Raw genomic sequence first — 25,167 nt, 5'->3', positions numbered from 1 at the left:
TAGGTCAAAAATGGCGATAGCTGACGATCCGAGAGCATTTATCCTTCGTATGTTTCAGATGGAATCGAACGAAGGTCGTGGCACACACTGCCAAGTCTTTCCGAACGGTACACGGCCAGCAGGAATTTCGCTTTTGCCTTCTGAGTTGGTGTATGGCATCTACAAACAGAAGTACTTTTTCACTCCCACTTCTCTGATCCTGGGTACTCCGTCTTCCCACCAGAGCATTGCCTGGGCCGATATTGCCGCATGCTCAACGAAGCATGGTTGCGGGGAGAAGCAATCTCTCTTGACTCTTACAACGGGATCTATTGTTGCAATCCGCCTGGATGAATTGGCGAAAGGCTGGTCTGGGCGTATATCGCAGCTTTTGCACGGCATGATTGAGCGCTGGGGCAGCTCAGCACCTCTTGGTCAAGAGCTCCTTACTATCGAAGATTTCTTTCGCCGAGTCGATGATGATTACTCATTCGCGCCTAATCTCGAACCGCATCCATCATTACTCGAGGTTCGCGTGGCCCTTGAAACTCTGAAGCAAAGTCCCGGCATTGATGATGTGCGGCTATCACGCGGAAACGTTCACGACGAAGAGCTGGCCGTTACGTCTGTCGTCGTGATCTCTCAGCATCGTACAAATGCAATCGATCAATTTGCGCAAGCTCTCCGGGCAAATGCAGTTGTCGCTGCATCTGAAAATACCAGGCGCAAGCTGGGTGAACACGTAGGGCGGAACGCGTGGGAGGTTCTGTGGGACTGATGAGACCTAGGGTGTGCAAGCCCCAGGTCCAGTGATCGGATACCTGACAGCAACGGGGTCGACGGAGCCCAAAGAGACTCGACCTTATCAATCGCACAGGAGGCGGAAGGAGAAGCACGCATGGTGGACACAAAAGGGAAACGGCCTTGGCGCAAGCCTGAGAGCTACAAGGCCGAGAAGCTCATGAGAAATCTGGTTAAGCCTTTCCTTGAAAGCCGGGGCTACACAGATGTCGAAGACAAGAGAAAAAAGATGGGTGGTGGAGAATCGCAGACCATCAGAGCTCGAGGCCCTAACGGTGAACTTGTTCATTTTCGGGTCCGATCCTGCTGGAGATGGGGAGCCGGTGGACGAGAGCCCTGGACTATTTCCGCGTCACAGTTGACGGCGAGGTATGTGGACTCGTTCGAGGCCACGCTGGACAACGTAATCCGGCGAAATTTGAAGGCGGACATCACTGACCTTCTATTGGTGCAGTCGGATGGCAATGAGATCGTCTACGCTGCCTCAATACCGGTACCCGAACTGCGACGGCTCTGGGAGAAACAGCGAGACGTTAGCAACGCTGTAATCCAGGCCGGGCAAATGGGCCGCGTTAAGAAAAACCATGCAGAGAACGGAGACAGCCCTACTCTCTGGTTGATGGATAGCCGAGCACCGGGTGGAAAAACCGTAGCTGACGTTCTCTGGAATTGGCCGGGAGTGATCGACGTCGTGAATTTGCCGATGAACATGGCAAGAGTTAACGACACATACGATGACCTGCCTGAAACCGACGACAGTCTCTATGGAGGCGAGAATGCACCGAGGAAAACGACAAGTCGCTCACAAGTAAAAAGAGACCCGGCAGTACGCCGCAAAGTTGTAGCACGAGCAGTTGATGGATGTGAGATGCCCGGATGTGCTGACACGCGCACATACTCCGGTTTTTTAGACGTGCACCACGTACTTAGCGTAGAGAAAAGTGACCGAGTATGGACCTGCGTTGCGCTGTGTCCAAACTGTCACCGCGAAGCTCATTTCGCCGAAAATTCGGAACATTTGAACCAGCAGTTACTTGAGTATGCAAGGCAGTTCGCGCCAAAACAAGTTACGCATCCATAAGTCGCTACGACTTTTTATGGCGGTGGCACCGGCTTAAGCCAGGTCGCAGCCACTTCAGTCGGCTCCGAGCTGCGCAGGCGACTTCCCAGAGTGATCAAGAGAACCCTGCTTTAGGCATTCAGTTAGTTCTTATCCCTCCTCCTCAACACCCAAGCAAAATAAGCCCCCTCCACCGCCATCACCCCTCCCCCCAGCGCGACCACGGCGCTGCTTCCTATCCAGCCAATCAGGGCCGCGGCCAGCACCACGCCCAAAGACTGGCCCAGGAATAAAAAAGACGCGAACAGCGAGACCGCCGTGCCGCGCGCTTCGGGCGCCATTTGCGTGGCATTGGCCTGCATGACGTTGTGGAACATGAAGAAACCAAAACCGCCGACCAGGCTGGCCGGGATGGCCGGGCCCCAGTGCGGGATGTAGGCCAGCGCCAGCGCGCTGATGCCGACCAGCCCGCCGCCCAGCAAGACCAGGCCGTGCTGGCCCAGGCGGGGAATCAACGCGCGGCCGGCGGCCATATACCCCACGCCGCCCAGGCCGAAGAGCGCCACGATGGCGCCTGAGACCGAGAGCGACAAACCCAGCGCATGGTGCAGGTGCGAGGCCCACATGGCCAACACACCAAAACCCATGGCGCCTTCAATCACGGCCAGCAGCAAAATGGTGCGCGGCCAGGGGCGGCTGGCGATGCGCCAGGCCTGCTTGAGGAAATGCGGGTGCACCACCGGCGCTTGCGGCTCAGGCACCGCTACCGCGGGCGCAAGCCGTTGCTGCCGGCGCAAATCACCCCACAGCAGCGAGCCCACCGCGCCAAACAGCAGCACCAGAAACGCAAAGGCCCAGCGCCAGCCGAGCGCGTCGGTCAGCAGCCCGCCCAGCAGCTGGCCGCAGACAATGCCCAGGGTGCTGCCCAGGCCGGTGCGCGTGAGCATTTCCTGCAGTTCATGGGCCGGCACCGTGTCGCCGACCCAGGCCATGGCCAGCGGGATCAGCGCGGCGGCGCCCAGGGCCATCATGATGCGGGCGAGCAGCAGCACGTCGAGGCTGGTGGCGAACACGGCGAGCGCGCTGCCCACGCTGCAGCCCAGCGCCGCAAAGGTCACGATGCGGAACTTGCCCAGCCTGTCGCCCAGCGGGCCGTAAAACAATTGCGCGATGCCGTAGGTGACGGCAAACACCGAGACCACCTGCGCCGCCTGCGCCAGGCTGACGGCAAACACGCGTGACAGCTCGGGCAGCATGGCGTCGCAAATGCGCTGGGCCACCATGCTCGAGAAAGTGGCGCACGACAGCAGCAGGATGGAGCGGCGGGTGGCGGGGGAGATCGACGAAGAGGAGGCGCGAGTGGCGCTGTGCGCGGCGGCGGAAGTCATGAAGGTGAACAGGCCCGGGTCAAGGTAGCGGGCGACACACCCACGCTGTATCGGATTGTAGGCAAACACCTGCAAAACCTATGGGCAAGGGGCATGGCGCCCTGCCCCCTGTGCAAAATGGCAGGTCGATCAAGAACCCACCCCAGGAGACACCATGGACAGCGCCCTGCGCGCGCCCCAAAGCGCTGCGGCCGTGAATATCGGCTTCAGGCCCTTACAGGCGGCCGACCTGCCCATGCTGCACGGCTGGCTGGCGCGCCCGCACTGGACCGAGTGGTGGGGGCCGGGGCCCACGCTGGCGGAGGTGGAGGCCGAATACGGCGCATGGATCAATGACCCCCGCCAGGTGCAGCCGCATATCGCGCTGCTGGACGGCCGGCCTTTTGCCTACATCCAGTCCTATGTGGCCATGGGCTCGGGCGACGGCTGGTGGGAAAACGAAACCGACCCCGGCGTGCGCGGCATAGACCAGTCGATTGCCGACGCCGCGCAGCTGGGCCGCGGCCTGGGCACGGCGATGGTGAAGGCCTTTGTGGCCCGGCTGTTGGCCGACCCGCAGGTCACCCACATCCAGACCGACCCCGACCCGCGCAATGCGCGCGCGATACGCTGTTATGAAAAAGCCGGGTTTCGCGTGGTGGGCGAAGTGCAAACGCCGGATGGGACGGCCTTGTTGATGGTGTGCAGGCGCACCGTATAAAAAAATATTACAAATTTGCCCAGGAAATCGTGTCGATCCCGCCGTGGCCCGTTCGTCGTACAGATAGAGGGCGGCCCCCCGCCTTCTCTTTTCTCTCACTGTCATTCACATTCACCAAAGGAAACACACCATGACCACCTCTGGCACCAACACCGTCAAACTTCACCGGGTCCTGCAATCCACCCCTGACCGGGTGTACCGCGCCTTCCTCAGCCCCGCCGCCATGAGCAAATGGCTGCCACCCAACGGCTTTACCGGCACCGTTCATGAAATGGACGCCAAGGTGGGCGGCCGCTACAAGATGTCATTCACCAACCACACCAACGGCCACAGCCATTCCTTCGGCGGCACCTACCTGGAGCTCAAGCCCGGCGAGCGCATCCGCTACACCGCGAAATTCGACGACCCCAACCTGCCGGGCGAGATGACCACCACCATCACGCTGGCGAAAGTCTCCGCCGGCGTGGAAATGCACGTGGTGCAGGAAGGCATTCCCGCGGTGATCCCCGCGGACCAGTGTTATGTGGGCTGGCAGCAGTCGCTGGTGTTGCTGGGCAAGCTGGTGGAGGTGGAGATCAACGAGTAAGGGCGCGCCGGGCTCGCCGTAGGGCCGGCTTCAGGGCCGCAGGCGGTCCTTGATCTGCGTGTACAGCGGGTCTTGCAACCAGTCGGCAACACTCCTGGGAAGAGGCTTGATATTGCCCGGGGCAAGGCGCGTCACGGCGTCAGGCCTGGCATTGTCAACTGTCAGTGCCTTGCCCGATGGCAATCCCAGCAGGCTGACCTCATAACGAACGCCGGCCATACCGCCGGATTCTTCCACCGTTTGCAGCACGTCGACACCAAAGTCGGATGCCTCGGACGGCTGCCCCACTAACACCGCGCCATTGAGTTCGCGCAAGGCGCTGGCCAGCCAGGCGGCGGCGCTGGCGGTGTCGCTGTCGACCAGCACCAGCCATTTGCCCGGCACCAGCCATTCGCGCAATTCAACAATGCCGGTGGCTGCCGTGCCCTTGATCCGGTTCACGCTTTCGGTGGCCGAAAACGGTTTGGCCTCGGCGCTGCCGGGGCGGTACTGCAGGGGATACCAGGTTCCCGCATTGCCATGCCTGCCCAGCAACGCCAGCACCGCTTGCGCTTCGTCGAACCTGCCGCCGGGATTACCGCGCAGGTCGAGGACACGGACACCGCTGCCGTCAACGGGCTGTGCGCGCAGGCTTTCCACCAGGCGGACGGGTATCCCCTCAAAGAAACCGGCCATGCGGATGTAGAAATGGCCCGGCGCCTGCCCGGCCACCACGATTTTCTCAGGGGCGGTCTGTGCCCGCGCGACGGTCCGCGTTTGCGGCGGCTCGCCGGGGCGCTGCGAGACCAGTTGCACCGGGCTCGCCACGGGGATGAACAGCAACTCTGAAAGCTCATTGCCGCCCAGGTCGGCGACCGGGCGGCCGTCCACGCTGAGGAGCACCTCACCGGCCTGCAGGCCCGCCGCCGCCGCGGGGCCACCGGCCACCGCCTCGCGCACCACCCACTGGCCCTCGGCGCGAGTCAGGAGCAGGCCGGGGTCGAATCCGCTGCCTTTGCGCCACGCTTCAAGTTCCACCGGCGTGAAATAGCGGCCGCGTGGCCCCATGAGCTTCATCATGCGGCGCTTGCATTGCAGGGCCAGCTTGTTGGCCTCGGCCTCGGGCACCCGATGCCACGCGGCGGCCAGTTCCAGCAGGGCACGCTGGAGCTGATCCTGGGCATTGGGCGCGGCGGCGAATTCCGGCGATGCGGTTCTTTCGGTGCAGGATTCATACAGCTGCGCATAGCTGTACACCGCCAGCGGTTCGCGATGCATGGCCAGCATCAGGTGAGCCACCTCCAGCGCATTGCGTTTGGCAACCTGGGCTTGCGCGGGTGCGGCGGCCACCAAGGCCAGTGCAGCCAACAAGCCGGCAGCCTGCAACCGGCGTATCAAAGCGCCTTGCCCAGCCGCCCCACCCCCTCTTCAATCTTCGCCACATCGGCCGTGGCAAAGCTCAGGCGCAGCGTGGCCAGATCAGGGTTGGCCGCGTAGAACGGCGCGCCGGGCACAAAGGCGACGAGCTGCTCGATGGCCTTTTTGGCGAACTCGCCGGCGTCCCTGCTTTTGCCGTTTGCGCCCGTGAGGCGGGCCCAGAAGAACAAGCCGCCTTGCGGCTGGGTGAATTCAATCGCGTCGCCGAGTTCGCGTTTCAAGGCATTGCCCATGGCGGTGGCGCGTTCGCCATACACCTTGCGCACGCGCTGGAGGGTGTCGGGCATGCGGCCGGCTTTGAGGTATTGGGCGGCGGTGGCCTGGGCGAAGGTGCTGGTGTGGGCGTCGCTGAACTGCTTGCACATGGTGGCCTTGGCCAGCAGCTCGGCGGGGGCGACCATCCAGCCCACGCGCAGGCCGGGGCTCAGCACCTTGCTGAGGGAGCCGCAGTGGGCAAGCAGCTCGCGGCTGCCGGGCACGCTGGGGCTGAGCGCCAGCAACGAAGGCGGTGGCGCTTCGCCGAAAAAGAGGTCACCGTAGGGGTCGTCCTCGACGATCAGGGTCTGGTGCTTGACGGCCATGGCCAGCACCTGTTTGCGGCGCTCCAGGCTCAGCAGCGCGCCGCTGGGGTTGCCGAAGGTGGGGATCAGGTAGACAAATTTGGGTTTGTGCTGGGCGATGAGTTTTTCGAGCTCGTCGGTCTTGACGCCGTGGGCGTCGATGGGCGCGCTGATGAGTTCGGCGCCGTAGAGGCGGAAGCACTGGATGGTGGCCAGGAAGGTCGGGCCTTCGACGATGACCTTGTCGCCGGGCGAGATCATGGTCTTGCCGAGCAGGTCGAGCGCTTGCTGGCTGCCGGTGGTGACGATGAGGTTTTCGGGGGCCACGTCTTTGGCGCCCTTGGTGGCCATGAAGGCGCTGAGCTGTTCGCGCAACGGGCCGTAGCCTTCGGTGGCGCCGTATTGCAGTGCGCCGCCGGGTTCTTCGCTCAAGGCCTTGTTGCTGGCCTCCTGGATGCCGGCCACGTCGAACATGGCGGGGTCGGGGAAGCCGCCGGCAAAACTGACGATGCCGGGCTTGCCCAGCAGTTTGAAGAGTTCGCGGATGGCGGAGGTTTCAACGTTGTTGAGGCGGTCGGCAAAGTGCAGGGGCATGTTCGGTTTCTCGCTTTCTGGGCTGCATTGTCGCCAATTTGGCCGCGGCCTGTCCGCCGCCGGGCCGGTTGAGGGGTGGTTGACAGAGTATTGGTCTAGAGTAATACTCTAGTTATGGACTCCAGTGCTACCCCATCCTCCACCACGCCTTCCACCCCACCCTCTACCCGGGATCGCCTGCTCGAGGCCGCCACCAAGGTGTTCCTGGCCCAGGGCTTCACGGCCGCCTCCATGGACATGGTGCGCCAGGAGGCCGGCGTGAGCAACGGCAGCCTGTACCACCACTTCCCGACCAAGGCGCTGCTGGCCGATGCGCTTTATGCCCACATGCTGCGCGACTTCCACACGGCGCTGATGCAGCCGATTGCCGGCAAGGCCTCGGCGCAGGCCGGCGTCAAGGGCCTGGTGCGCGCCTATATCCAGTGGGTGCTGCAACACCCGGACCAGGCGCGGCTGCTGCACACGCTGCGGCGCGGCGGCGGCATGACGGACGGCGCCGAGGCCAGCACGGCCAATGAGCATGCCTTTGCCGCGCTGAAGCTGTGGATGGAGCAGCGCGTGGAAGCCGGCGAGATACGGGCCATGCCATTTCATGTGTGGATGGCGCTGGTGTTCTCGCCGTCGATGTCGCTGACGCAGCGCTGGGTCAGCCAGCCCGTTCCGGCCGTTGCGCCCAAGCTGCGCGCCGCGCTGGAGCACGGCGCCTGGATGGCCGTGGCGGCCTGAGCCCCCGGGGAAAGACGCAAGAAGATTCAACCAAGGAGTGTCCGTATGAAAGTCGTGAACGTTCATCAACGCCTGCTGCATGCGAGCCCGGAACGGGTGGGCGCGCTGATTGACGCGCTGGGCTCGCCGGCCGATGCGATGTGGCCGGGTCGCGCCTGGCCGCGCATGAAGCTGGACCGCCCCATGGCCGTGGGCGCCTCGGGCGGCCATGGGCCGATTCGTTATGTGGTGGAGGCCTACACGCCGGGCCAGGCTGTGCGCTTTCGCCTCACGGCGCCCCGGGGTTTCGAGGGCTGGCACGGCTTTGAGGTGCTGGAGGCCACGCCCGCGCATTGCGTGCTGGAGCACCGCATCGAGATGCGGGCGCGCGGCCCCGCCCTGCTCTACTGGCCGCTGGTGATCGGGCCGCTGCATGACGTCTGTGTGGAAGACGTGCTGTCGCAGGCCCAGCTCTCGCTGGGGCTGGAACCCCGGCCCGTGCCCTGGACGGCGCGCGTGCGCCTGCTGCGCTGGCTGGCTTCGGGCGGCCGGCGCCTGGCGCCGCCGTTTGCGCGGGGGCAGCATGCCCGCTGACGTGTTGATGTGGGCGCGCGAGATGCTGGGCCGGCAGCCCTTCAGCGCGATGCTGAATGCGCAGCTCGATGCCTTTGCGCCCGGCAGTGCGGAGCTGTCGGTGCCGGTGGTGCCCGGCTTGCTGCAGCAGCACGGTTTTGTGCACGGCGGTGTGCTCTCATACCTGGCAGATAACGCGCTCACGTTCGCGGGCGGCTCGGTGCTGGGCGACTCCGTCACGTCGGAGTTCAAGATCAATTACCTGCGCCCGGCCAAAGATGCCGACCGCCTGCTGGCCGTGGCCACGGTGGTGGGCAGCGGCAAGACGCAGGCAGTGTGCCGCTGCGACATCTTTGTGCTGCACGGGGAAGAGCGCACCTTATGCGCCGCGGCGCAAGGCACGATTCGGAAGGCGGCCTAGGGGCCGTTAACAGGCCCAAGGACTCGCAAACGCAGTACCGGCGATACAGTACAGGCCATGCCACTTAATCGCTCTTGAGCGATATATTGACAATATTGTGTAAAAACGATATTGTGCAAATATCACTCAAAGGCGGTATCAATGAGCACGCTTCAAACCTTCCCCGTTCAGACATCAGCACAGCTGTCGGTGCATTTGAAATCGCTGCGAAAAGCACGCGGGCTGACGCAGACCGCGTTGGGTCAGCGCATAGGCGTCAAGCAGGTCCGCATGGCCGATATTGAAAAGAATCCCGGCGCGGTGAGTCTCGACCAGCTGCTTCAGGTGTTGCACGCGCTGGATGCGCGAGTGCTGCTGGCGGACTTGCGACGGTACGCCGAGACTGACGCACCACCCGCCCCCACCGCGAACAGCCCCACGGCCGATTGGTAGCCGGGGAAGCGCTTGAGAAAATCATGACGAGACAGTTTCAAAAGATGGCCCATGGCATTCGCCGATCTTGATGTGTGGATGAACGGCCAGCACGTGGGCCTGTGGTTCTGGACGCGCACCGGCACCCCGGGTTTTCGTTACGACGAGAGCTGGCTGCGCTCGCCCCAGTCGCGCCCGCTATCGGTCTCGCTCCCCATGCCGGCCGGCGGCGGCGACGTGACGGGCGCCAAGGTCGAGCATTACTTCGACAACCTCCTGCCCGACAGCGGCCGCATCCGCGAACGGCTGCGGCGGCGCTTCGGAACCTCTTCCATTCGCGCGGCCGACCTGCTGGCCGCCGTGGGCCGTGATTGCGTGGGCGCGCTTCAGCTGATGCCACAAGGCCTGCAGCCACCGCCGCACGACCGCATCGACAGCACGCCGCTGAGCGACAGCCAGGTGGAGAAGTTGCTGGGCGAGGTAACCGGGGACGGCGCGGAAGGCTCCTCGCTGGCGGATGACTTCCGGATCTCCATTGCCGGCGCGCAGGAAAAAACTGCACTGCTGCGCATTGGCCGGCGCTGGCACCTCCCGTCAGGCTCTACACCTACCACGCACATCTTCAAGCTGCCGCTGGGCCTGGTGGGCAATATGCGGGCCGACATGACGGACTCGGTGGAAAACGAATGGCTCTGCGCAACCCTGCTGGGCGAGTTGGGCTTCGAGGTCGCGCCCACGGAAATGGGCCGCTTCGGTGAACGCAAGGTACTGATCGTGGAGCGCTTCGACAGGCGCTGGATGGACGACGGCGCATGGATAGCCCGTCTGCCGCAGGAGGACTTCTGCCAGGCCACAGGGACGCCCGGCGACCTCAAGTATGAAAGCGACGGCGGCCCCGGCCTGCGCGCGGGCCTGGACTTGCTGGGTGGGGGCAGCCATGCCCGCTCCGACATTCTGCAGTTTGTGCGGGTGCAGCTGGCCTTCTGGATCATGGCCGCGACAGATGGCCACGCCAAGAATTTCTCGATTTTCCTGGAGCGCGGCGGCGGCTTTCGCATGACGCCGCTGTATGACGTGCTGTCGGCCTGGCCCATCATAGGCAGCGGGCCCAACCAGCTCAGCCCGCGCCGCGCCAAACTGGCCATGGCCCTGCGCAACAAGAATGCGCACTACCACCTGCACGAAATCCGCACCCGCCACTGGGAGGCGCTGGCGCGGCAAAGCGGTGTGCCGGGCGCCTTCGACCAGATGGTGGCGCTGGTGCTGCAGGTGCCCGACGCGCTGGAGCGTGTAGCCGGGCAGTTGCCGCCGGACTTTCCAGAACCGGTATTTACGGCCATACGCCGCGGCATGCTGGCGCAGGCCGGGAAATTCGTGGACGAACTGCCATGACGGAGCCGCTGTCACAGCCCGAGGCCCGCGGCGCCTACATCGCCCGCATCAACCGGGTGGTGGACCACATCAGCGCCAACCTGGCCGGCACGCTGGACTTGCAGGCGCTGGCCGACGTGGCGCACTTCTCGCCCTGGCACTTTCACCGCGTGTTCCAGGGGATGACGGGCGAAACCCTGGCCGACTGCGTGCGCCGCCTGCGGCTGGAGGCAGCGGCGCAGCGCCTGATTTTTACGCGGGAGACCGCGCTGCAGATAGCGCTCGACACGGGCTTTGCTTCAGCGGAAGTCTTCAGCCGTGCCTTTCGCACCCACTTCGGCACGACGCCCACAGCGTGGCGGCGCGGGGGCTGGCGCGAGTGGGCGACGCGCCGGCAGATTGAACTTAGCAAGATTCATCAAGGCCACCACAAGCCGAATCAAGACTCCATCATGGCGTTGTTCAAAGATAGAACCCTCTGGCCCGCCGGGCCGGTACCTTCATCCGAAAGAACCCTTGCCATGCATATTGAACTGAAAACATTCCCGCCCATGCGCCTGGCCTATATGCGCAACACCGGGCCTTACGGCGAGGCCGTGGCGCAGCTGTGGCAGCGCTTTGCCGCCTGGTGCGGCCAGAACGGCTACATGAACCCGCGCCCCAAGATGTACGGCATCAGCCAGGACAACCCAGAGATCACACCGGCCGATAAATGCCGCTACGACGCCTGCATCGAAGTGAACGAAAGCTTCAAGCCGCAAGGCGAAATCGGCGTGCAGAACTTTGGCGGCGGGCGCTATGCCTGCGGCCGCTTCACCGGCAAGCCGGGCAACGAGGTGCACGAAGCCTGGAAGCACATGTTCGCCGAGTGGCTGCCGCAAAGCGGCTACCAGCCGGACAACAAGCCGGCGCTGGAGCTGTATGAAGAAGACTTTGTGATGGACCCGAAAACAGGAAACTTCAGCTGCTGGCTGTGCGTGCCGGTGCGGGCGCTCTGAAAAGCCTTCGCGGCATTGCAGGGCGGCGCGTGCCATACTCGCGCAAAACTCCGGGCCCGCCGCCATGCAAAAGTTTCTGCTACCCCTGCAAAAATTCTTTCTCGCCGGCCTGCTGCTGGCGGCCGTGCATTCCAGCGCCTGGGCGCAGCGCGGCAATCCCGACGTGGCCTACGCCGGGCAGTCCATAGACCAGATGATCTCCACCTTCATGGCCGAACAGGGGATTTCGGGCATGGCGGTGGCGATTGTGCAGGCGCCCTACATCACGCGGGTGACGGGCTACGGGCTCGGCGACGTCGCGTCGCGCCGGCTCTCGGCGTCGAACACCCTGTTCGACATCGGCCAGATGGCCAATGCCTACCTTGCGGTGGCGGTGCTGCAGCTGGTCGAGGCCAACAAGCTGGGCCTCGACGATGCGGTCTCGCGCTTTGTGCCGGGCGCGCCCGCGGGCCTGACGGTCGGCCAGGCCATACGCGGCGGCAATGCGAGCTCACAATGGCTGGCGCCCCTGGTCGCGCAGGCCAGCGGCCAGTCGGCCGAAGACCACATCCGCGTGAACCAGATCGAGCGCCTGGGCCTGAAGCACACGGTTTTCGGCAGCGCCCTTCCCTCGCTGGCCTGGGAAAAGGACGCGCGGCCCCACAGCGCCTTTCTTAAAACCCCAGCGCTGATCAACCCCGGCGAACCGGCCACGGGTTATGCCGCAAGCGGTGCCGTCGCCATGCCCGCGGGCCTGCGCATCTATGCCTCGGCGCTCGACGTGTCGCTGTGGGATGTGGGCCTGGCCGGCGAGATCCTGGTCGCGTCGCCGGCGCTGCGCAAATGGATTTATTCCGCGCCCGAAGGCGCGGTGTCTTCGGGGCCCTGGTATTTCCCGGGGCACAAGGGCCTGATGGTGACGACGGGTGACAGCGCTGGTTTTTCTTCGCTGCTGAGCCGTTTTACCGATGCCTCCGAACTGCTGTGCGTGACGCTGCTGGCCAACAAGGAGGGCGTGGACCTCACGCAGCTGGCGCGCCGCATCGCCGGCGCTTACGACGCGCGCCTGGGCCCGCCGCTGGTGACCGCCAGGCTCCGGGTGCAGCAAAGCCCGTTCACGGTGAAGGAAACCATGGGCCGGCTTGAAAAAGTCCTGCGCGCACGGGGCAACGCCATCATTGCGCACATCAACCACGCCCGTGCCGCGCAAGACGCCGGACTCCAGCTGGCGCCGACCGAAGAACTCCTTTTTGGCAACCCCGCCGCCGGTACCCCGCTGATGCAAGCCAACCCGGCCGCGGTGATCGCCCTGCCGCTACGTGCCGCCGCCTGGGAAAAAGACGGCGCCGTCTGGCTCACGGCCGTCGACCCGGTGGCCATCGCCGCGGAGCAAGGCATCAAAGACCAGGGCGCCCTGGTCTTCAAGAGGCGGGCCGACATCGACTCGGCGCTTCGCGAAGCCGTCGCCGCGCCCTGAAAAATCAATCGAGGCGGATGTTGGCGCGCGCCACCAGGGCGCGGTAGCGCGTGATTTCCGAATCCATCACGTCGCGCAGCGCCTGCGGCCCCAGCATGGCCGGCTCCATGGACTGCTGCTGCAGCTTCTTGCGCACCTCGGACTCGGCCATGACGGCCGTCAGCGCCCGCAGTAGCTGGTCGCGCACGGCCGGTGCAATGCCCGCGGGTGCGGCCACCGCGTACCAGCCGTCCAGCAGGGCCGAGGAGAGCTGCAGTTCGCCATAGGCAGGCACGGTGGGCATGTAGGTGGAACGCTTTTCGCTGACGACCGCAAGCGCGCGCAGCTTGCCGGACTGCACCAGCGGATTCACCGCCGCCATGGTGTCTATGCCCAGGGCGACGTCGGCGCGCACCACGCCGATGTCGGCCTCGGCGCTGCCCTTGTAGGGAATCGCGGAAAGCTTGACGCCGGCAGCATCGGCCAGCAGCTCGCCGGCCAGGTGCGGCGCCGAGCCGCTGCCGAAGGTGGCATAGGTCAGCGTGCCCGGCTCGGCCTTGGCCTTGGCCAGGATGTCCTTGAGGGTTTTGTAGGGCCCGGTGGCCGAGGTCACCAGCACCAGCGAAGTGCGCGCGACCATGGCGATGGGTGACAGCTGCTTGAAGGGGTCGTAGCCCAGCTTGCTGCGCACCGCGGGGTTGACGGTGTAGCTGCTCGAGCCCGAGAACAGCAGCGTGTAGCCGTCGGGCTCGGCCGCGCTGACCATGACCACGCCGATGGCGGTAGAAGCGCCGGGCTTGTTGTCGATGATCACGGGCTGGCCCAGGCGGGCACTGAGCCGGTCGCCGATGATGCGGGCCGCCACGTCGGTGCCGCCGCCCGGCGGGAAGGGAACGACCAGCTTGATCGGCCTGGCGGGCCAGGCCTGTGCGTGCGACAGGCCGGGAAACGCGAGGGCGGAACAGGCGGCGACCAGAAGGGCCGCCTGAAGCAGTGGCCGGCGTGAAGTGGAAGGCATGGGCATCTCCAGTGAGGGGGCAATCAGAACAACAACAACTCAGGCAGCGGCCGGCGCGGCATGCCAGGGCAGCCCCGCGGGCTCGCCCAGGTCCCAATACAGGCCGGCCATGATGCGCAGGCCTTCGCGGGCGACGGGCGCCAGCAGGTGTTCGTCGGGCGCGTGCTGGGCGCAGGCCGGGTAGGAGTGCGGCACCCACAGCGTGGGCAGGCCCAGCAGGTCGGCGAACACATCGTTGGGCAGTGAGCCGGCCAGGTTGGGCAGGGTGACGACCGGCTTGCCGCTGCTCTGCACGATGGAGCGCTGCGCCCAACCCACCCAGGGATGGTCCAGGTCCAGGCGCGTGGCCGCACCGGTGAGCGTGATCTCCACCTCGACCCGGTTGAAGCCGTAGCGGTCCAGGTGCTTGCGCAGGATGGCGGCGAGGTCCTGGTAAGGCGTGCCGACCACAAAACGCAGCTGGCAATGGGCCACGGCCTCGCCGGGAATCGCATTGACGGGGCGCTGCGGCGAGCCGGCGCCCAGCGCCAGCACTTCAAGGGTGTTCCAGCCCATCAGGCGTTCGGCCGTACTGAGGCCGGGTTCGCCCCAGTGGGCGTCGGGCAGCGGGTCGTCCTCGCCGCCGCCTATGTCCACATCGGCCAGCGCGCGGCGCACGGACGGGGGCAGCGCGCGCGGCTTGAGGGCCGGCACCAGGATGCGCCCGCGCGCATCGACCAGCGAAGCCACGGCACTGGCCAGCACGGTGGCCGGGTTCAGCAGCGCCCCGCCCCAGTTGCCCGAGTGGTAGGCCTTGTCGCGTGCGCGCAGGCGCAGGCTGAAGTTGATCGCGCCGCGCGAGCCCAGGAACAGCGTGGGCTTGTCGGCATGCACGCGCGGGCCGTCGCAGGCGATCAGCAGGTCGGCCTGGAGCTGGGTGCGATGGTTTTCACAAAAAGCATGCAGGCCGGGCGAGGCGGCTTCTTCGCCCATCTCGAGCAGCAGCGTGACGTTGTAGCCCAGGCGCCCGCCGCGCGCCTTGATCACGCTAGCCAGCGCGCCGAGGTTGACGGTGTGCTGGCCCTTGTTGTCGGCGGTGCCGCGGCCGTACCAGCGCTCGCCTTCGCGCACCAGCGCCCAGGGCTGCAGCCCTTCGCGCCAGCGCCCTTCCTGGCCGCTGACCACGTCGCCGTGGCCATAGGTCAGCACGGTGGGCAGCGCCGTGTCTTCCACGCGCCGCGCGACCAGGAAAGGGCCGGCGCCCTCGACGGGATTGGGCATCACGCTGCAGGAAAAACCGAGCGCGCGCAACGATTCGCCCATCTCGCCGCGCAGGTAGTCGGCCAGCGCGGGGTTGGGCTTGCCGGTGTCGCTTTCGGTGCGCAGGGCAACGCGCCTTTGCAGGACATCGAAAAAGTGGCCGTCGTCAAACCAGGCGGTGGCGGCATCAAGGCAGTCGGATCTCAGCATGTTTCATCGTTTTAAAAGGGGTGCGCGGTCATGAGTGCGCCATAAGTACGTCATAAGTACGTCATGCACGCGTCATGAAACCAAATGTAGGAAGAATCAGCCTTTACTACAATGAGAGATATCGCAACAAGGCCTTGCCTTTTTGGCAAACTACAAATTCGAGCGCCCTTCCCGCCCATCCATCCCACCCGCCTTCGCATGAAAACCACTTTTTTCAGCACGCAGGTCCGCTATTTCCTCGAGGTGGCGCGCACCGGTTCGGTCAGCCAGGCCGCGGCGCAGCTGCATGTGGCGGCCTCGGCCGTGAGCCGCCAGGTCGGCAAGCTGGAAGACCAGCTGGGCTGCGCGCTGTTCGAGCGCCGGGCGCGCGGCATGGTGCCGACGGACGCAGGCGAGCGCCTGATGGCCTATGCGCGCGCGGGCAGCGACGACGCCGAACGCGTGATGGAACAGGTGCGCGGCCTGGCCGGCTACAGCGCGCGCCGCGTGCGCGTGGCCTGCACCGAAGGCTTCGCCACGGGTTTCATGCCGGAGGTGGTCACGGGCTTCAGGCGCAGCCACCCCGAGGCGCTGATCGAACTCAGCGTGGGCTCGCCTGAAAGCGTCAGCCGCCTGCTGCTGCAGGGCGAGACCGACGTGGCGCTGAAGTACATCGTGGCGCCCGAAAAAGGCGTGACGGTGCGGCATGCGGCCACCGCGCCCATCTACGCGTTGATGCTGCCCGCGCACCCGCTGGCGCGGGCCCGCGTGGTGACGGCGGCCGACGTGGTGAAGTACCCGCTGGGCATCAGCGCCAAGGGCATGACGGGCCGCCAGCTCTTCGACATGGCGTGCAGCGTCCAGGGCCTGCAATACCAGTCCTCGGTGGTCAGCAATTTTTCGTCGGCGCTGCTGCCCGGCGTGCACGGCGACGACATCATGCTGTCGGGCTACCTGACGGCCGCGCACCTGATACGCGAGGGCCAACTGGTGGCCGTGCCCTTTGCCGAGCCGCAGCTGAACCAGCGCGTGCTGCAGGTGCTGTCGCTGCAGGGGCAGACGCCCGCGCCGCTGGTGCAGGACTTCACCACGCAGCTGATCGCCGCGATACGCCAGTCGGGCGACGGCATGGTGCCGGCCCGCAAGCGCGCCGCGAAAAAGCGCGGCTGAGCGCCCCGCCCGTTCAGTCCGGCTTGTTACAGGCCAGGCAAGGGCAGGAGCTTGCCTTCGGCCGACGAAGGCGGCGCGATGCGCAGCACGCGCGACAGCGTGGGCGCGATGTCCACTACCTCCACTCGCGTGTCTATGCGGCCGGCTTTGACCCAGGCCGGGCCGTACACCAGGATGGGCACCTGCGTGTCATACGGATGGGGGGAGCCGTGCGTGGCGACCGTGTTGCCGAACATCCAGCCGGGTTTGAGCGAGTACTGCACGTCGCCCGAAACGTCGGCATGCCAGGATTTGCGGATCTGCTCATAGAAAGGCGCGCCGGCGCGGCTGCCGCTTTGCAGTTCGCGCCGCGTGTAGGCCGCCACAAAACCGGGCTCGGCCATCAGCAGCGTGCGGGTCTCCTCGGCCAGGGCGTCGGCACTGGCCTGCTTTTGCGCGATGAGCTGTTTGTCGAACAGCACGCTGGAGCCGGAAAAGCCCGCAGCCCATTTGCCCGGGCCGAAGCGTTTTTCAAGCCCGGCATTGACGCGGCCCAGCACCTGGCTGCTGTTGACGCGGCCGGACTCGCGGCCCTGGCTGGCGTTGTACTCGGGCGCGGGCATGAAGCCGTGGTCGGCGGTGAGCACGGCGATGTAGTTGTCCTTGCCGACGCGCGCGTCCAGGTCCTGGAAGAAGGCCTGCAGCAAACGGTCCAGCTGCAGCAGGTGGTCGTGCGAGAGGCGCGACTCGGCGCTGAAGGCGTGGTTCACGTAGTCGTGGCCCGAAAGGCTCACCGACAGGATGTCGGGAGTGTCGTCCTGGCCCAGTTGCTCGCCGGCAATGGCGGCGCGCGCGAACTCCAGCGACATCGCGTCGACAAAGGGGCCGCGCAGCAGCGAACCGTAAAAGCGCGGGCCGGGCGCGCTGTCGTCCCTGGCGCCGAACATCGCCGGCAGGCCGCCGCCCGCGGGGCCGTACCAGGGCTGCTGGTCGGGCAGCGAGCGCGCGTACGCGGCCTCGGGCAGCAAGGCCTTCCACTCGGCCTTGAAGTAGCGGTCGGCCGGCTTGCCGGCGTTGTAGCGGTCAACCCAGGCCGGGTGCGCGGCCATGTAGTGGGTGCTGGAGGCGAACTGCCCGGTGGCGCCCATATACATATAGGCGATGCCGGTCTTGCCGGCCGGCAGGATGGCGCCGCGGTCCTTGCCCGAGATGCCAATCACCTTGGAGCGGCTGTCGACGCGGCGCAGCACGTCGCCCACGGTTTCGGCCTTGAGGTTTTTCGGGCTGGTGCCGTCCAGGGCATTGGTGGAGTGGCCGATGTAGGTGGCCGAGGTATCGCCTGTGCAGTAGACGGGCTCGGCGGTGACGGGGTCGCGCCAGTCGTTGCCGATGATGCCGGTACGGTGCGGGTAGGCGCCGGTCAGCATGGTGGCGTGGCCGGCCGCGGTGACGGTGAAGGCATGGCCGTAGTGCGCGTTGGCGAACCAGGCGCCGCGGTCCAGGAAGCGCGCGAAGCCGTCGGGCGCGAGCTGGTCGCGGTAGTCCAGCACCTGGCGCTGCGGCAGGCCGTCGACGACCAGGAAGACCACCAGTTTGGGGCGAGGCGCGGCACCGGCCACGGTGCCGGGCGCGGCGGCGCAACTGGCGAGCAATGCGGCGGCCAAAGAGGCGGCCAGCAGTCGTAAAAGAGTGTGAGCTTTCATGGCTGCGATGCTAAAGCAGTTCGGGCCGGGAGCGCCCCCGTAATGACCCGTGCAGCTCGCACCTGCATTGGCCTGGTCACGGCCTCACAGCGGCGCGCATCATGCACCACATCATCCGCGTCGAGTTGCAAGAAAGTGTTGCCATTCTTTTCAGAAGGCATTTTTGCCACTATTCACCCGCGGCTTTTGGGGGCGGGGATTGACGGGGTTTTTGCTTATGGGGCAGGATGGTTCCATGGTGAACAGCATCGCGCCCTATGCCGCGCCCCCCGGACAATTGGAAATCGAGCGTGTGGTGACGGCCAGCATCTGCCACATCAAGGAAGGCATTTATGCGCAGATGGAGGACATACGCGCGCACTCCCTGCCCCACAACGCCGCGGACGGCATCCACGCCATCCTGCACTACCAGAGCGGCTGGTTCGTCCACTGGGCGGAAGGCCCGTCCCCGGAAATACGCAACCTGCTGCTGCGCATGGCCGGCGACCCGCGCCATCATTCGCTGCACACCCTGCACACCAGCCGGGGCCGTCGCATACTGCCCACGCCCTGGTCCATGGTGATGTCGCAGGCCACCGAGTCGGCCGTGCAGTTCGGCCGCCGCGTGATGGCGCTGCGCGAGCAGTTCGAAAAAGGCGTGCAGTACGCGCCCTCCTCCGTACTGCGGCGCCTGTCGGCGCCCATGCAGCTGCCGCAGGCCCAGGGCCTGGCCGACCCCGAGGCCTTCCACCGTGTCGGCATCTGCTCGGCCGGCGGCAACGAGGCCTTCGCCATGGTCGGCTGGCTGGCGCAGCGCACCGGCGGGACGGTGGCCAAGCGGCGCTTCGCGGGCGAGCAGGACATGGACGGCAGCAGCGAGTACGTGGAATTCATGGAAGGCGGCCATCCCTGCCGCATGATCGCCGTGGCGCGCAATGGCCTGACTCACGGCCTGCGCCGCGCCTTCCTGCCCGACTGGCCGTATTTTGTGATGCTGTTTTCCGGCGCGCCCAGATTCGACGATGCGCTGATGGGCCGCATGATGGCCGCCTGCGAAAACCTGCCGGCGACGCCGGCCTTGCTGGGCATCGCGCCCAATGCCGAAACCCACCAGCGCATGCAGGCCATGGCCGCTGAAGCGCACCTGGCCTATATCGCGGGCGGCATCGCCAGGCCCGACGAGTGCCCCTTCATCTGGCAGGCCGTGCAGCAGCAGCTCCAGCGCGCCGGGGAGCCGCCCAGCTCGGTATGGGACGTGCCGCGCCTGGCAGCCTGAGAACCCTCGCCCGGCCAACGGCCAATGCGCCCCGATACACTGCGGGGCATGAAAAAAGAAGCCATCGCCCCCTTCTTCGCCACGCTCAAGGCGGCCAACCCCATGCCGGTGACCGAGCTCGAATACACCAGCGTGTTCGAGCTGCTGGCCGCCGTGCTGCTGAGCGCGCAGGCGACCGATGTCAGCGTGAACAAGGCCACGCGCAAGCTCTACCCGGTGGCCAACACGCCGCAGGCCATCCTCGACTTAGGGTTGGAAGGCCTGGAGTCCTACATACGCACCATAGGCCTGTACCGCACCAAGGCCAAAAACCTGCTGGCGACCTGCGAGATATTGGTCAAGCAGCACGGCGGCGAGGTGCCCCGCACGCGCGAAGCGCTCGAGGCCCTGCCCGGCGTGGGCCGCAAGACGGCCAATGTGGTGCTGAACTCGGCTTTCGGCGAGGCGGTGATGGCGGTGGACACGCACATCTTTCGCGTGAGCAACCGCACGGGCCTGGCGCCCGGCAAAAACCCGCTGGAAGTCGAGATGAACCTGCTCAAGCGCGTGCCCACCGACTATCTGGTGGATGCGCACCACTGGCTGATTCTGCACGGGCGCTATGTGTGCATCGCGCGCAAGCCGCTGTGCTGGCAGTGCGCGGTGGCGCCCTGGTGCGATTTTGAGCCCAAGACCCCGCCCCCTGCCGCGTAAGGAAAGCCCTTAACGCGCGAAGGTTCCGTCCGCGCGGATCATCGTCAGGTTGACGAAGCGCGAGCCCAGGTTGCTCTGCTTGCTGTAGGTCAGCGCGAAACCGCCCAGGTCTTCATTGGTGAAGGTCTCCAGCGTGCTGATGAGTTTGGCGCGTGTGATGGGCGCCGGGATTTTCTGCAGCGCGCGCACCACCAGCTTGGCGTTGAGGAAACCTTCCATGCTGTTGTAGCTGAACTTCTTGTCGGCGGTGCCCAGGATCACGGTCTGGTATTCCTTCACGGCGGCGTTGCCGAGTTCGGTGAAGGGGTAAGGCACGACCTGCGAGACGATGGTGCCGGCGGCCGGCTCTTTCAGTTCGGCGTGCAGGCCCGATGACACGCTGAGCACCATGAACTGCGCGCTCGCGCCTTTGGCCTTGTAGGCCCTGATGAAGGCGGCATTGGGCTTGGCCTGGGCGATCAGCATCACGGCCTGCGGCTGGGCGGCGGTGATCACGTCCACCGCCTTGGCCACGTCCACCGTGCCGCGCGGCACCGGGGCCACTGCGGCGGGCGCCGCGCCGCGCTTTTGCATGGCGGCAATGAGCGCGTCCAGGCCTTCCTTGCCGAAAGCGTCGTCCTGGTAGGCGACGGCGATCTTGTTGATGCCTATGGTCCAGGCGTGGTTGACGGCGGCCTCGATCTCGTCGGTGGTGCTGGCGCGCACATGGAACACATTGGGCACGTAAGGGTCGCGCAGCGACTTGGCGCCGCTGGTGTTGCCGATCTGGGCAATGCCGGCACCCTGCACGATGGGCACGATCTTGAGCATATTGGCCGTACCGCGGAAACCCACCAGGGCCACGGCGTTCTGCTCGATCAGCGCCTTGGTGTTCTCGGCGGTCTTGTCGGGGTTAAAGCCGTCGTCCAGGCTCACGAGCTTGATCTTCTCGCCGCGTACGCCGCCTTTTTTGTTGATGTCGTCAAAGTAGGCATTCATGCCGCGCACATAGTCGGTGGTGAGCGCGGCGCTGGTGCCCGAAAGGTCGCCCGAATGGCCCAGGATGATGTCGGCCGAGGCGCCCACGCTGGCGGCGCACAGGAAAAAACCGGCCAGCGCGCGGCCGGCCCTTGAAAAATTCACAACTGTCATGAAACGATCCCTAGCTCTTGCTGATGAAAAACGTGTTTGTTATCAATAAAAAACCGGCCGAGGCCGGTTTACCCAGGTGCGTAGTCTGGTCTCAGGCATCGACCTTGACCTTGGCCTGCTCGGCCACCTGCACCCATTTCTTTTGCTCGGCCTTGATAAAGGTGGCGAACTTCTCGATGCTGCCGCCGCCATCTTCGGCGCCGTACTGGTCCATCTTTTCCTGCACGTCGGGCATGGCCAGCACCTTGTTGACGTCTTCATTCATGCGTTGCACCATGGCGTGCGGCATTTTGGACGGGCCCATGAGGCCGTACCACACGGTGGCCTCGAAGCCGGGAAAGCCGGACTCGGCCATGGTGGGCACGTTGGGATGGCCCTTGGCACGCTTGAGCCGCGTTTGCGCCAGCGCGATGGCCTTGCCGCTTTTGACATGCGGCGTGGCCGAGGTCATGGTCTCGAAGCAATAGTTCACCTGCCCGCCTATCAGGTCGACCAGGGCCGGGCCCGAGCCGCGGTAGGGAATGTGCAGCGCGAAAATCTTCGCCTGCAGCTTGAACATCTCCAGCGCGAAGTGCTGGGCCGAACCGCCGCCGGCCGAAGCGAAGCTGATCTGGCCCGGCTTGGCCTTGCACAGCGCGACCAGGTCCTTGACGGTCTTGGCGGGCTGGTCGGCGTTGCAGATCAGCATATTGGGCGTGACGCCGACCATGCTGATGGGCACGTAGTCGCGCTCGGGGTTGTAGCCCAGCTTGAGACCCAGCGCCGGCGCGAGCGCATGGCTGTTGATGTGGGCCATGAGCAGGGTGTTGCCGTCGGCTGGCTGCTTGGCCACGTAGTCGGCCGCGATGACGCCGGCGGCGCCGCCCTTGTTTTCAATCACCACCGAGGTGTTCCACATGGTGGAGAGCTTTTGCCCGACCACGCGCGCCAGCGCGTCGGTGCCGCCGCCGGGCGGAAAACCCACGATGATGCGGACCGGGCCGGACGGCAGGGTTTGCGCCTTGAGCATGGGTGACGCCACCAGGGCGGCCGTGGCCGCTGTCGCGCTGATAAAAGTTCTGCGTTGCATGGTTTCCCTCTGATTCAGTAGTAGAACGAAGCGAAGTGACAGTTTGAAGGCGGATAAGGTGATAGCGGCGACAGCTCTCAGGCCGCCTTGCGCTGCGGCACCACGGCCGCGTGGCTGGAGAAATGGTCCATGGCGGCCTGCACGCCCGAACCCGCGAGCTTGACACCGGCAAGTTTCAAGCCCATCTCGCAGCCGGCCAGCGCGGCCATCAGCGTGAGGTCGTTGCAGTCGCCCAGGTGGCCTATGCGGAACATGCGGCCCTTGACCTTGCCCAGGCCGGTGCCCAGCGAACAGTCAAAGCGCTCGTAAATGATTTTGCGCACCGCGTCGGCGTCCACGCCTTCGGGTGTCATCACGCCGGTCAGCACCGGCGAATACACGGCCGGGTCGGCGCACTGGATCTGCAGGCCCCAGGCCTTGACCGCCGCGCGCACGCCCACGGCCCAGCGCTGGTGGCGCGCGAACACGGCTTCCAGGCCGTGCTCGAGCAGCATGTCGCAGGCTTCGCTGAGGGCGTACAGCAGGTTGGTGTTGGGGGTGGACGGCCAGTAGCCTGTCTTGTTCATCTCGATGATCTCGTCCCAGGCCCAGAAGGCCTTGGGCAGCGTGGCCTTCTTGCTGGCTTCGAGGGCCTTGGCGGAGACGGCGTTGAAGCTGATGCCGGGCGGCAGCATCAGGCCTTTTTGCGAGCCGCTGATGGTGACGTCCACGCCCCACTCGTCGTGGCGGTAGTCGGCCGAGGCCAGGCCGGAGATGGTGTCGACCAGCAGCAGCGCGGGGTGTCTGGCCGCGTCCATGGCCTTGCGCACGGCGGCGATGTTGCTGGTGACGCCGGTGGAAGTTTCGTTGTGCACCACGCAGACGGCCTTGATGCTGTGCTGGGTGTCGGCCTTCAGGCGCTCTTCAATCAGGGCGGCCTGCACGCCGTGGCGCCAGACCTCGGCACCGGGATAGCTGATGACCTCGGTCTTCAGGCCCAGGCGCGCGGCGAGTTTTTGCCACAGCGCGGCGAAATGGCCGGTTTCGTACATCAGCACGTGGTCGCCGGGATTCAGGGTGTTGGAGAGAGCCGCCTCCCAGGCGCCGGTGCCCGAAGCCGGGTAAATGATGACGGGTTGTTTGGTCTGGAAGATCTTTTTAATGTCGGCCAGGACTTTCAGGCCCAGCGCGGCGAACTCGGGACCGCGGTGGTCTATGGTGGGCAGGCTCATGGCCCGCAGGATGCGGTCCGGCACCGGCGAAGGGCCGGGAATCTGCAAAAAATGACGTCCCGTGGGATGAAAGTCAAGCGTCAACATGGCGGTCTGCTCCTGAAGTAAGTCCCTATTTTTTGCATACAAAATTCATTTGTCAATACACCAAAGGATTAAATATCGATTTGACAGGGGTAAATTTTGCATACAAAATTTACCCATGGCTGCTGAAATCATTCCTATCCCGCGCGCCGCCCTGCATGAACAGGTGGCGCACCGACTGCGCCAGATGCTGGTGGAAAACCGCATCCAGCCCGGCGCCAAGCTCAATGAGCGCGAGCTCAGCGAGGTGCTCAACGTTTCGCGCACGCCGCTGCGCGAGGCCATCAAGATGCTGGCCGCCGAAGGACTGGTGGAACTGCTGCCGAACCGCGGCGCGATCGCGGTGGAACTGACCGAAGCCGACGTGCTCAACACCTTCGAGGTGATGGCGGGGTTGGAAGCGCAGTCGGGCGAGCTGGCCGCCGAACGCATCACCGAGGCCGAGCTGGCGGAAATCAAGGCCATGCATTTCGAAATGCTGGCCGCCTACACGCGCCGCGACCTGCCCAACTACTACAGGCTCAATGCCGCCATCCACAGCGCCATCAACGCGGCGGCCAAGAACCCGGTGCTGGCCAGTACCTATGCGCAGGTCAATGCGCGGCTGCAGGCACTGCGCTTTCGCTCCAACCAGGACGAGGACAAATGGAAAGCGGCCGTGAAGGAACACGAACTGATGATCGAAGCCCTGCAAAAGCGCGACGGCGCGGCCATGCGCAACGTATTGCTGCGCCACCTGATCAGCAAACGCGACGTGGTGGTGCAGCAGCTGCGCGCCATCCATGCCACGAACAGCAAGAGCGGCGCCAAGGCCTGAGCCTTGCGGGCCGCAGCCCGGCCCGGCTCGAACCCCGACAACAGACAGCCCCCACATAAAGGCGAGAAGCCGCGATGAACGCTCCCCTCCCCCTCAAGATCAGCCGCGAGGCCGCGGACCAGGCCTATGACGACGTCGCCCGTGTGAGCAATGAAGTCGCCGGCCGCCTGGCCGCGCGCCTGGCCGCCGAAACCCGGGGTGAGGTGCTGTTTTCGCCGGCGGATCGCGGACGCTATGCCACCGACGCGTCCATCTACCAGGTCACGCCCGTGGGCGTGTTCGTGCCGCGCACCGATGCCGACGTGAAAACCGCGCTGGACATCTGCCGCGACCTGCAGGTGCCCATCGTCCCGCGCGGCGGCGGCACCAGCCAGTGCGGGCAGACGGTGGGCGCGGGCCTGGTGATAGACCATGCCAAGCACCTGCGCAACATCCTGGCCGTGGACCCGGGCGAGCGCACGGCGCAAGTCCAGCCCGGCATTGTGCTGGATCACCTGAACGCCTCGCTCAAGCAGCATGGCCTGTGGTACCCGGTGGATGTGTCCACCAGCGCGCAGGCCACGCTGGGCGGCATGGCCGGCAACAACTCCTGCGGCAGCCGCAGCATCGCC

Annotated in this window: 25 protein-coding genes; 16 read left to right on the top strand and 9 right to left on the bottom strand. The window is 65.4% G+C overall.

The window, feature by feature from the left end:
• Positions 1-10 precede the first annotated feature (10 nt).
• Entirely contained in the window at positions 11-757 is a 747-nt protein-coding gene (locus tag PMI15_RS24950; RefSeq protein ID WP_007873958.1) for a hypothetical protein, read from the top strand.
• A gap of 120 nt (positions 758-877) precedes the next feature.
• Positions 878-1,861, top strand: coding sequence for an HNH endonuclease signature motif containing protein (locus PMI15_RS24495; protein WP_007873957.1), 984 nt, complete (start codon positions 878-880; stop codon positions 1,859-1,861).
• 122 nt (positions 1,862-1,983) lie between these two features.
• Here the strand turns inward: PMI15_RS24495 and PMI15_RS21020 are convergent, their stop codons facing one another.
• Positions 1,984-3,228, bottom strand: a complete 1,245-nt coding sequence (locus PMI15_RS21020) for an MFS transporter (RefSeq protein ID WP_157214702.1) — start codon at positions 3,226-3,228, stop codon at positions 1,984-1,986.
• 154 nt (positions 3,229-3,382) lie between these two features.
• On the opposite strand from PMI15_RS21020, the gene PMI15_RS21015 reads away from it, so the two are divergent.
• Both PMI15_RS21015 and PMI15_RS21010 read left to right on the top strand, forming a co-directional pair.
• Entirely contained in the window at positions 3,383-3,928 is a 546-nt protein-coding gene (locus PMI15_RS21015; protein WP_007873955.1) for a GNAT family N-acetyltransferase, read from the top strand.
• Between the two features lie 130 nt (positions 3,929-4,058).
• Entirely contained in the window at positions 4,059-4,514 is a 456-nt protein-coding gene (locus tag PMI15_RS21010; protein WP_007873954.1) for an SRPBCC family protein, read from the top strand.
• Between the two features lie 30 nt (positions 4,515-4,544).
• Here PMI15_RS21010 and PMI15_RS21005 read toward each other — a convergent pair whose 3' ends face one another.
• Positions 4,545-5,864: a S41 family peptidase gene (locus tag PMI15_RS21005; RefSeq protein ID WP_157214701.1), complete on the bottom strand. Its 1,320-nt coding sequence runs from the start codon at positions 5,862-5,864 to the stop codon at positions 4,545-4,547.
• Positions 5,865-5,887: 23 nt separating this feature from the next.
• Positions 5,888-7,078, bottom strand: a complete 1,191-nt coding sequence (locus PMI15_RS21000; protein ID WP_036840511.1) for a PLP-dependent aminotransferase family protein — start codon at positions 7,076-7,078, stop codon at positions 5,888-5,890.
• A gap of 120 nt (positions 7,079-7,198) precedes the next feature.
• Here PMI15_RS21000 and PMI15_RS24140 point away from each other — a divergent pair, with 120 nt between their 5' ends.
• The 7 genes from PMI15_RS24140 to PMI15_RS20965 all read left to right on the top strand — a co-directional run bounded on the left by PMI15_RS24140 (position 7,199) and on the right by PMI15_RS20965 (position 13,019).
• On the top strand, positions 7,199-7,810 hold the full coding sequence (locus PMI15_RS24140) for a TetR/AcrR family transcriptional regulator (protein ID WP_007873951.1): 612 nt from the start codon (positions 7,199-7,201) through the stop codon (positions 7,808-7,810).
• A gap of 45 nt (positions 7,811-7,855) precedes the next feature.
• Complete coding sequence (locus tag PMI15_RS20990; RefSeq protein WP_007873950.1) at positions 7,856-8,383, top strand: hypothetical protein; 528 nt, start codon at positions 7,856-7,858, stop codon at positions 8,381-8,383.
• The gene (locus tag PMI15_RS20985; protein ID WP_007873949.1) at positions 8,373-8,783 is read left to right on the top strand and encodes a PaaI family thioesterase; all 411 of its coding nucleotides are present in this window, start codon (positions 8,373-8,375) and stop codon (positions 8,781-8,783) included. Before PMI15_RS20990 ends, PMI15_RS20985 begins: the two co-directional genes overlap by 11 nt.
• 141 nt (positions 8,784-8,924) lie before the next feature.
• Positions 8,925-9,215: a helix-turn-helix domain-containing protein gene (locus tag PMI15_RS20980; protein WP_007873948.1), complete on the top strand. Its 291-nt coding sequence runs from the start codon at positions 8,925-8,927 to the stop codon at positions 9,213-9,215.
• 51 nt (positions 9,216-9,266) lie between these two features.
• Positions 9,267-10,586 carry a type II toxin-antitoxin system HipA family toxin gene (locus PMI15_RS20975; protein WP_007873947.1) on the top strand — a complete coding sequence of 440 codons (1,320 nt, stop codon included), beginning with the start codon at positions 9,267-9,269 and terminating at the stop codon, positions 10,584-10,586.
• The gene (locus tag PMI15_RS20970) at positions 10,583-11,563 is read left to right on the top strand and encodes a GyrI-like domain-containing protein (protein ID WP_007873946.1); all 981 of its coding nucleotides are present in this window, start codon (positions 10,583-10,585) and stop codon (positions 11,561-11,563) included. Before PMI15_RS20975 ends, PMI15_RS20970 begins: the two co-directional genes overlap by 4 nt.
• 64 nt (positions 11,564-11,627) lie before the next feature.
• On the top strand, positions 11,628-13,019 hold the full coding sequence (locus tag PMI15_RS20965) for a serine hydrolase (RefSeq protein ID WP_007873945.1): 1,392 nt from the start codon (positions 11,628-11,630) through the stop codon (positions 13,017-13,019).
• 4 nt (positions 13,020-13,023) lie between these two features.
• Here PMI15_RS20965 and PMI15_RS20960 read toward each other — a convergent pair whose 3' ends face one another.
• Positions 13,024-14,016: a tripartite tricarboxylate transporter substrate binding protein gene (locus tag PMI15_RS20960; RefSeq protein WP_007873944.1), complete on the bottom strand. Its 993-nt coding sequence runs from the start codon at positions 14,014-14,016 to the stop codon at positions 13,024-13,026.
• 39 nt (positions 14,017-14,055) lie between these two features.
• Positions 14,056-15,465, bottom strand: a complete 1,410-nt coding sequence (locus tag PMI15_RS20955; RefSeq protein WP_007873943.1) for a M20 family metallopeptidase — start codon at positions 15,463-15,465, stop codon at positions 14,056-14,058.
• 198 nt (positions 15,466-15,663) lie between these two features.
• Here PMI15_RS20955 and PMI15_RS20950 point away from each other — a divergent pair, with 198 nt between their 5' ends.
• Positions 15,664-16,614, top strand: a complete 951-nt coding sequence (locus tag PMI15_RS20950; RefSeq protein ID WP_007873942.1) for a LysR family transcriptional regulator — start codon at positions 15,664-15,666, stop codon at positions 16,612-16,614.
• Between the two features lie 26 nt (positions 16,615-16,640).
• Here PMI15_RS20950 and PMI15_RS20945 read toward each other — a convergent pair whose 3' ends face one another.
• Positions 16,641-18,296: an alkaline phosphatase family protein gene (locus PMI15_RS20945; RefSeq protein WP_007873941.1), complete on the bottom strand. Its 1,656-nt coding sequence runs from the start codon at positions 18,294-18,296 to the stop codon at positions 16,641-16,643.
• Positions 18,297-18,531: 235 nt separating this feature from the next.
• Between PMI15_RS20945 and PMI15_RS20940 the strand changes: the two genes are divergently transcribed.
• Positions 18,532-19,551 carry a BLUF domain-containing protein gene (locus PMI15_RS20940; protein ID WP_007873940.1) on the top strand — a complete coding sequence of 340 codons (1,020 nt, stop codon included), beginning with the start codon at positions 18,532-18,534 and terminating at the stop codon, positions 19,549-19,551.
• 48 nt (positions 19,552-19,599) lie between these two features.
• A complete protein-coding gene (gene nth / locus PMI15_RS20935) occupies positions 19,600-20,244 on the top strand; it encodes an endonuclease III (RefSeq protein WP_036840491.1) in 645 nt (214 codons plus the stop codon).
• A gap of 9 nt (positions 20,245-20,253) precedes the next feature.
• Here the strand turns inward: nth and PMI15_RS20930 are convergent, their stop codons facing one another.
• The 3 genes from PMI15_RS20930 to PMI15_RS20920 all read right to left on the bottom strand — a co-directional run bounded on the left by PMI15_RS20930 (position 20,254) and on the right by PMI15_RS20920 (position 23,742).
• Complete coding sequence (locus PMI15_RS20930; RefSeq protein WP_007873938.1) at positions 20,254-21,375, bottom strand: ABC transporter substrate-binding protein; 1,122 nt, start codon at positions 21,373-21,375, stop codon at positions 20,254-20,256.
• A 91-nt stretch (positions 21,376-21,466) separates the two neighbouring features.
• Complete coding sequence (locus PMI15_RS20925; RefSeq protein WP_007873937.1) at positions 21,467-22,444, bottom strand: tripartite tricarboxylate transporter substrate binding protein; 978 nt, start codon at positions 22,442-22,444, stop codon at positions 21,467-21,469.
• A 77-nt stretch (positions 22,445-22,521) separates the two neighbouring features.
• Positions 22,522-23,742, bottom strand: a complete 1,221-nt coding sequence (locus tag PMI15_RS20920; RefSeq protein ID WP_007873936.1) for an alanine--glyoxylate aminotransferase family protein — start codon at positions 23,740-23,742, stop codon at positions 22,522-22,524.
• 115 nt (positions 23,743-23,857) lie between these two features.
• On the opposite strand from PMI15_RS20920, the gene PMI15_RS20915 reads away from it, so the two are divergent.
• Positions 23,858-24,556, top strand: coding sequence for a GntR family transcriptional regulator (locus tag PMI15_RS20915; RefSeq protein ID WP_007873935.1), 699 nt, complete (start codon positions 23,858-23,860; stop codon positions 24,554-24,556).
• Positions 24,557-24,630: 74 nt separating this feature from the next.
• A partial coding sequence (locus PMI15_RS20910) for an FAD-binding oxidoreductase (RefSeq protein ID WP_007873934.1) occupies positions 24,631-25,167 on the top strand: 537 nt, incomplete at its 3' end.

Origin of the sequence: Polaromonas sp. CF318 (genome assembly GCF_000282655.1) — a bacterium.
Taxonomy (GTDB): Bacteria; Pseudomonadota; Gammaproteobacteria; order Burkholderiales; family Burkholderiaceae_C; genus Polaromonas.
The sequence above is the reverse complement of the archived record's forward strand: the minus strand, read 5'-3'. Positions and strand labels throughout refer to the sequence as shown.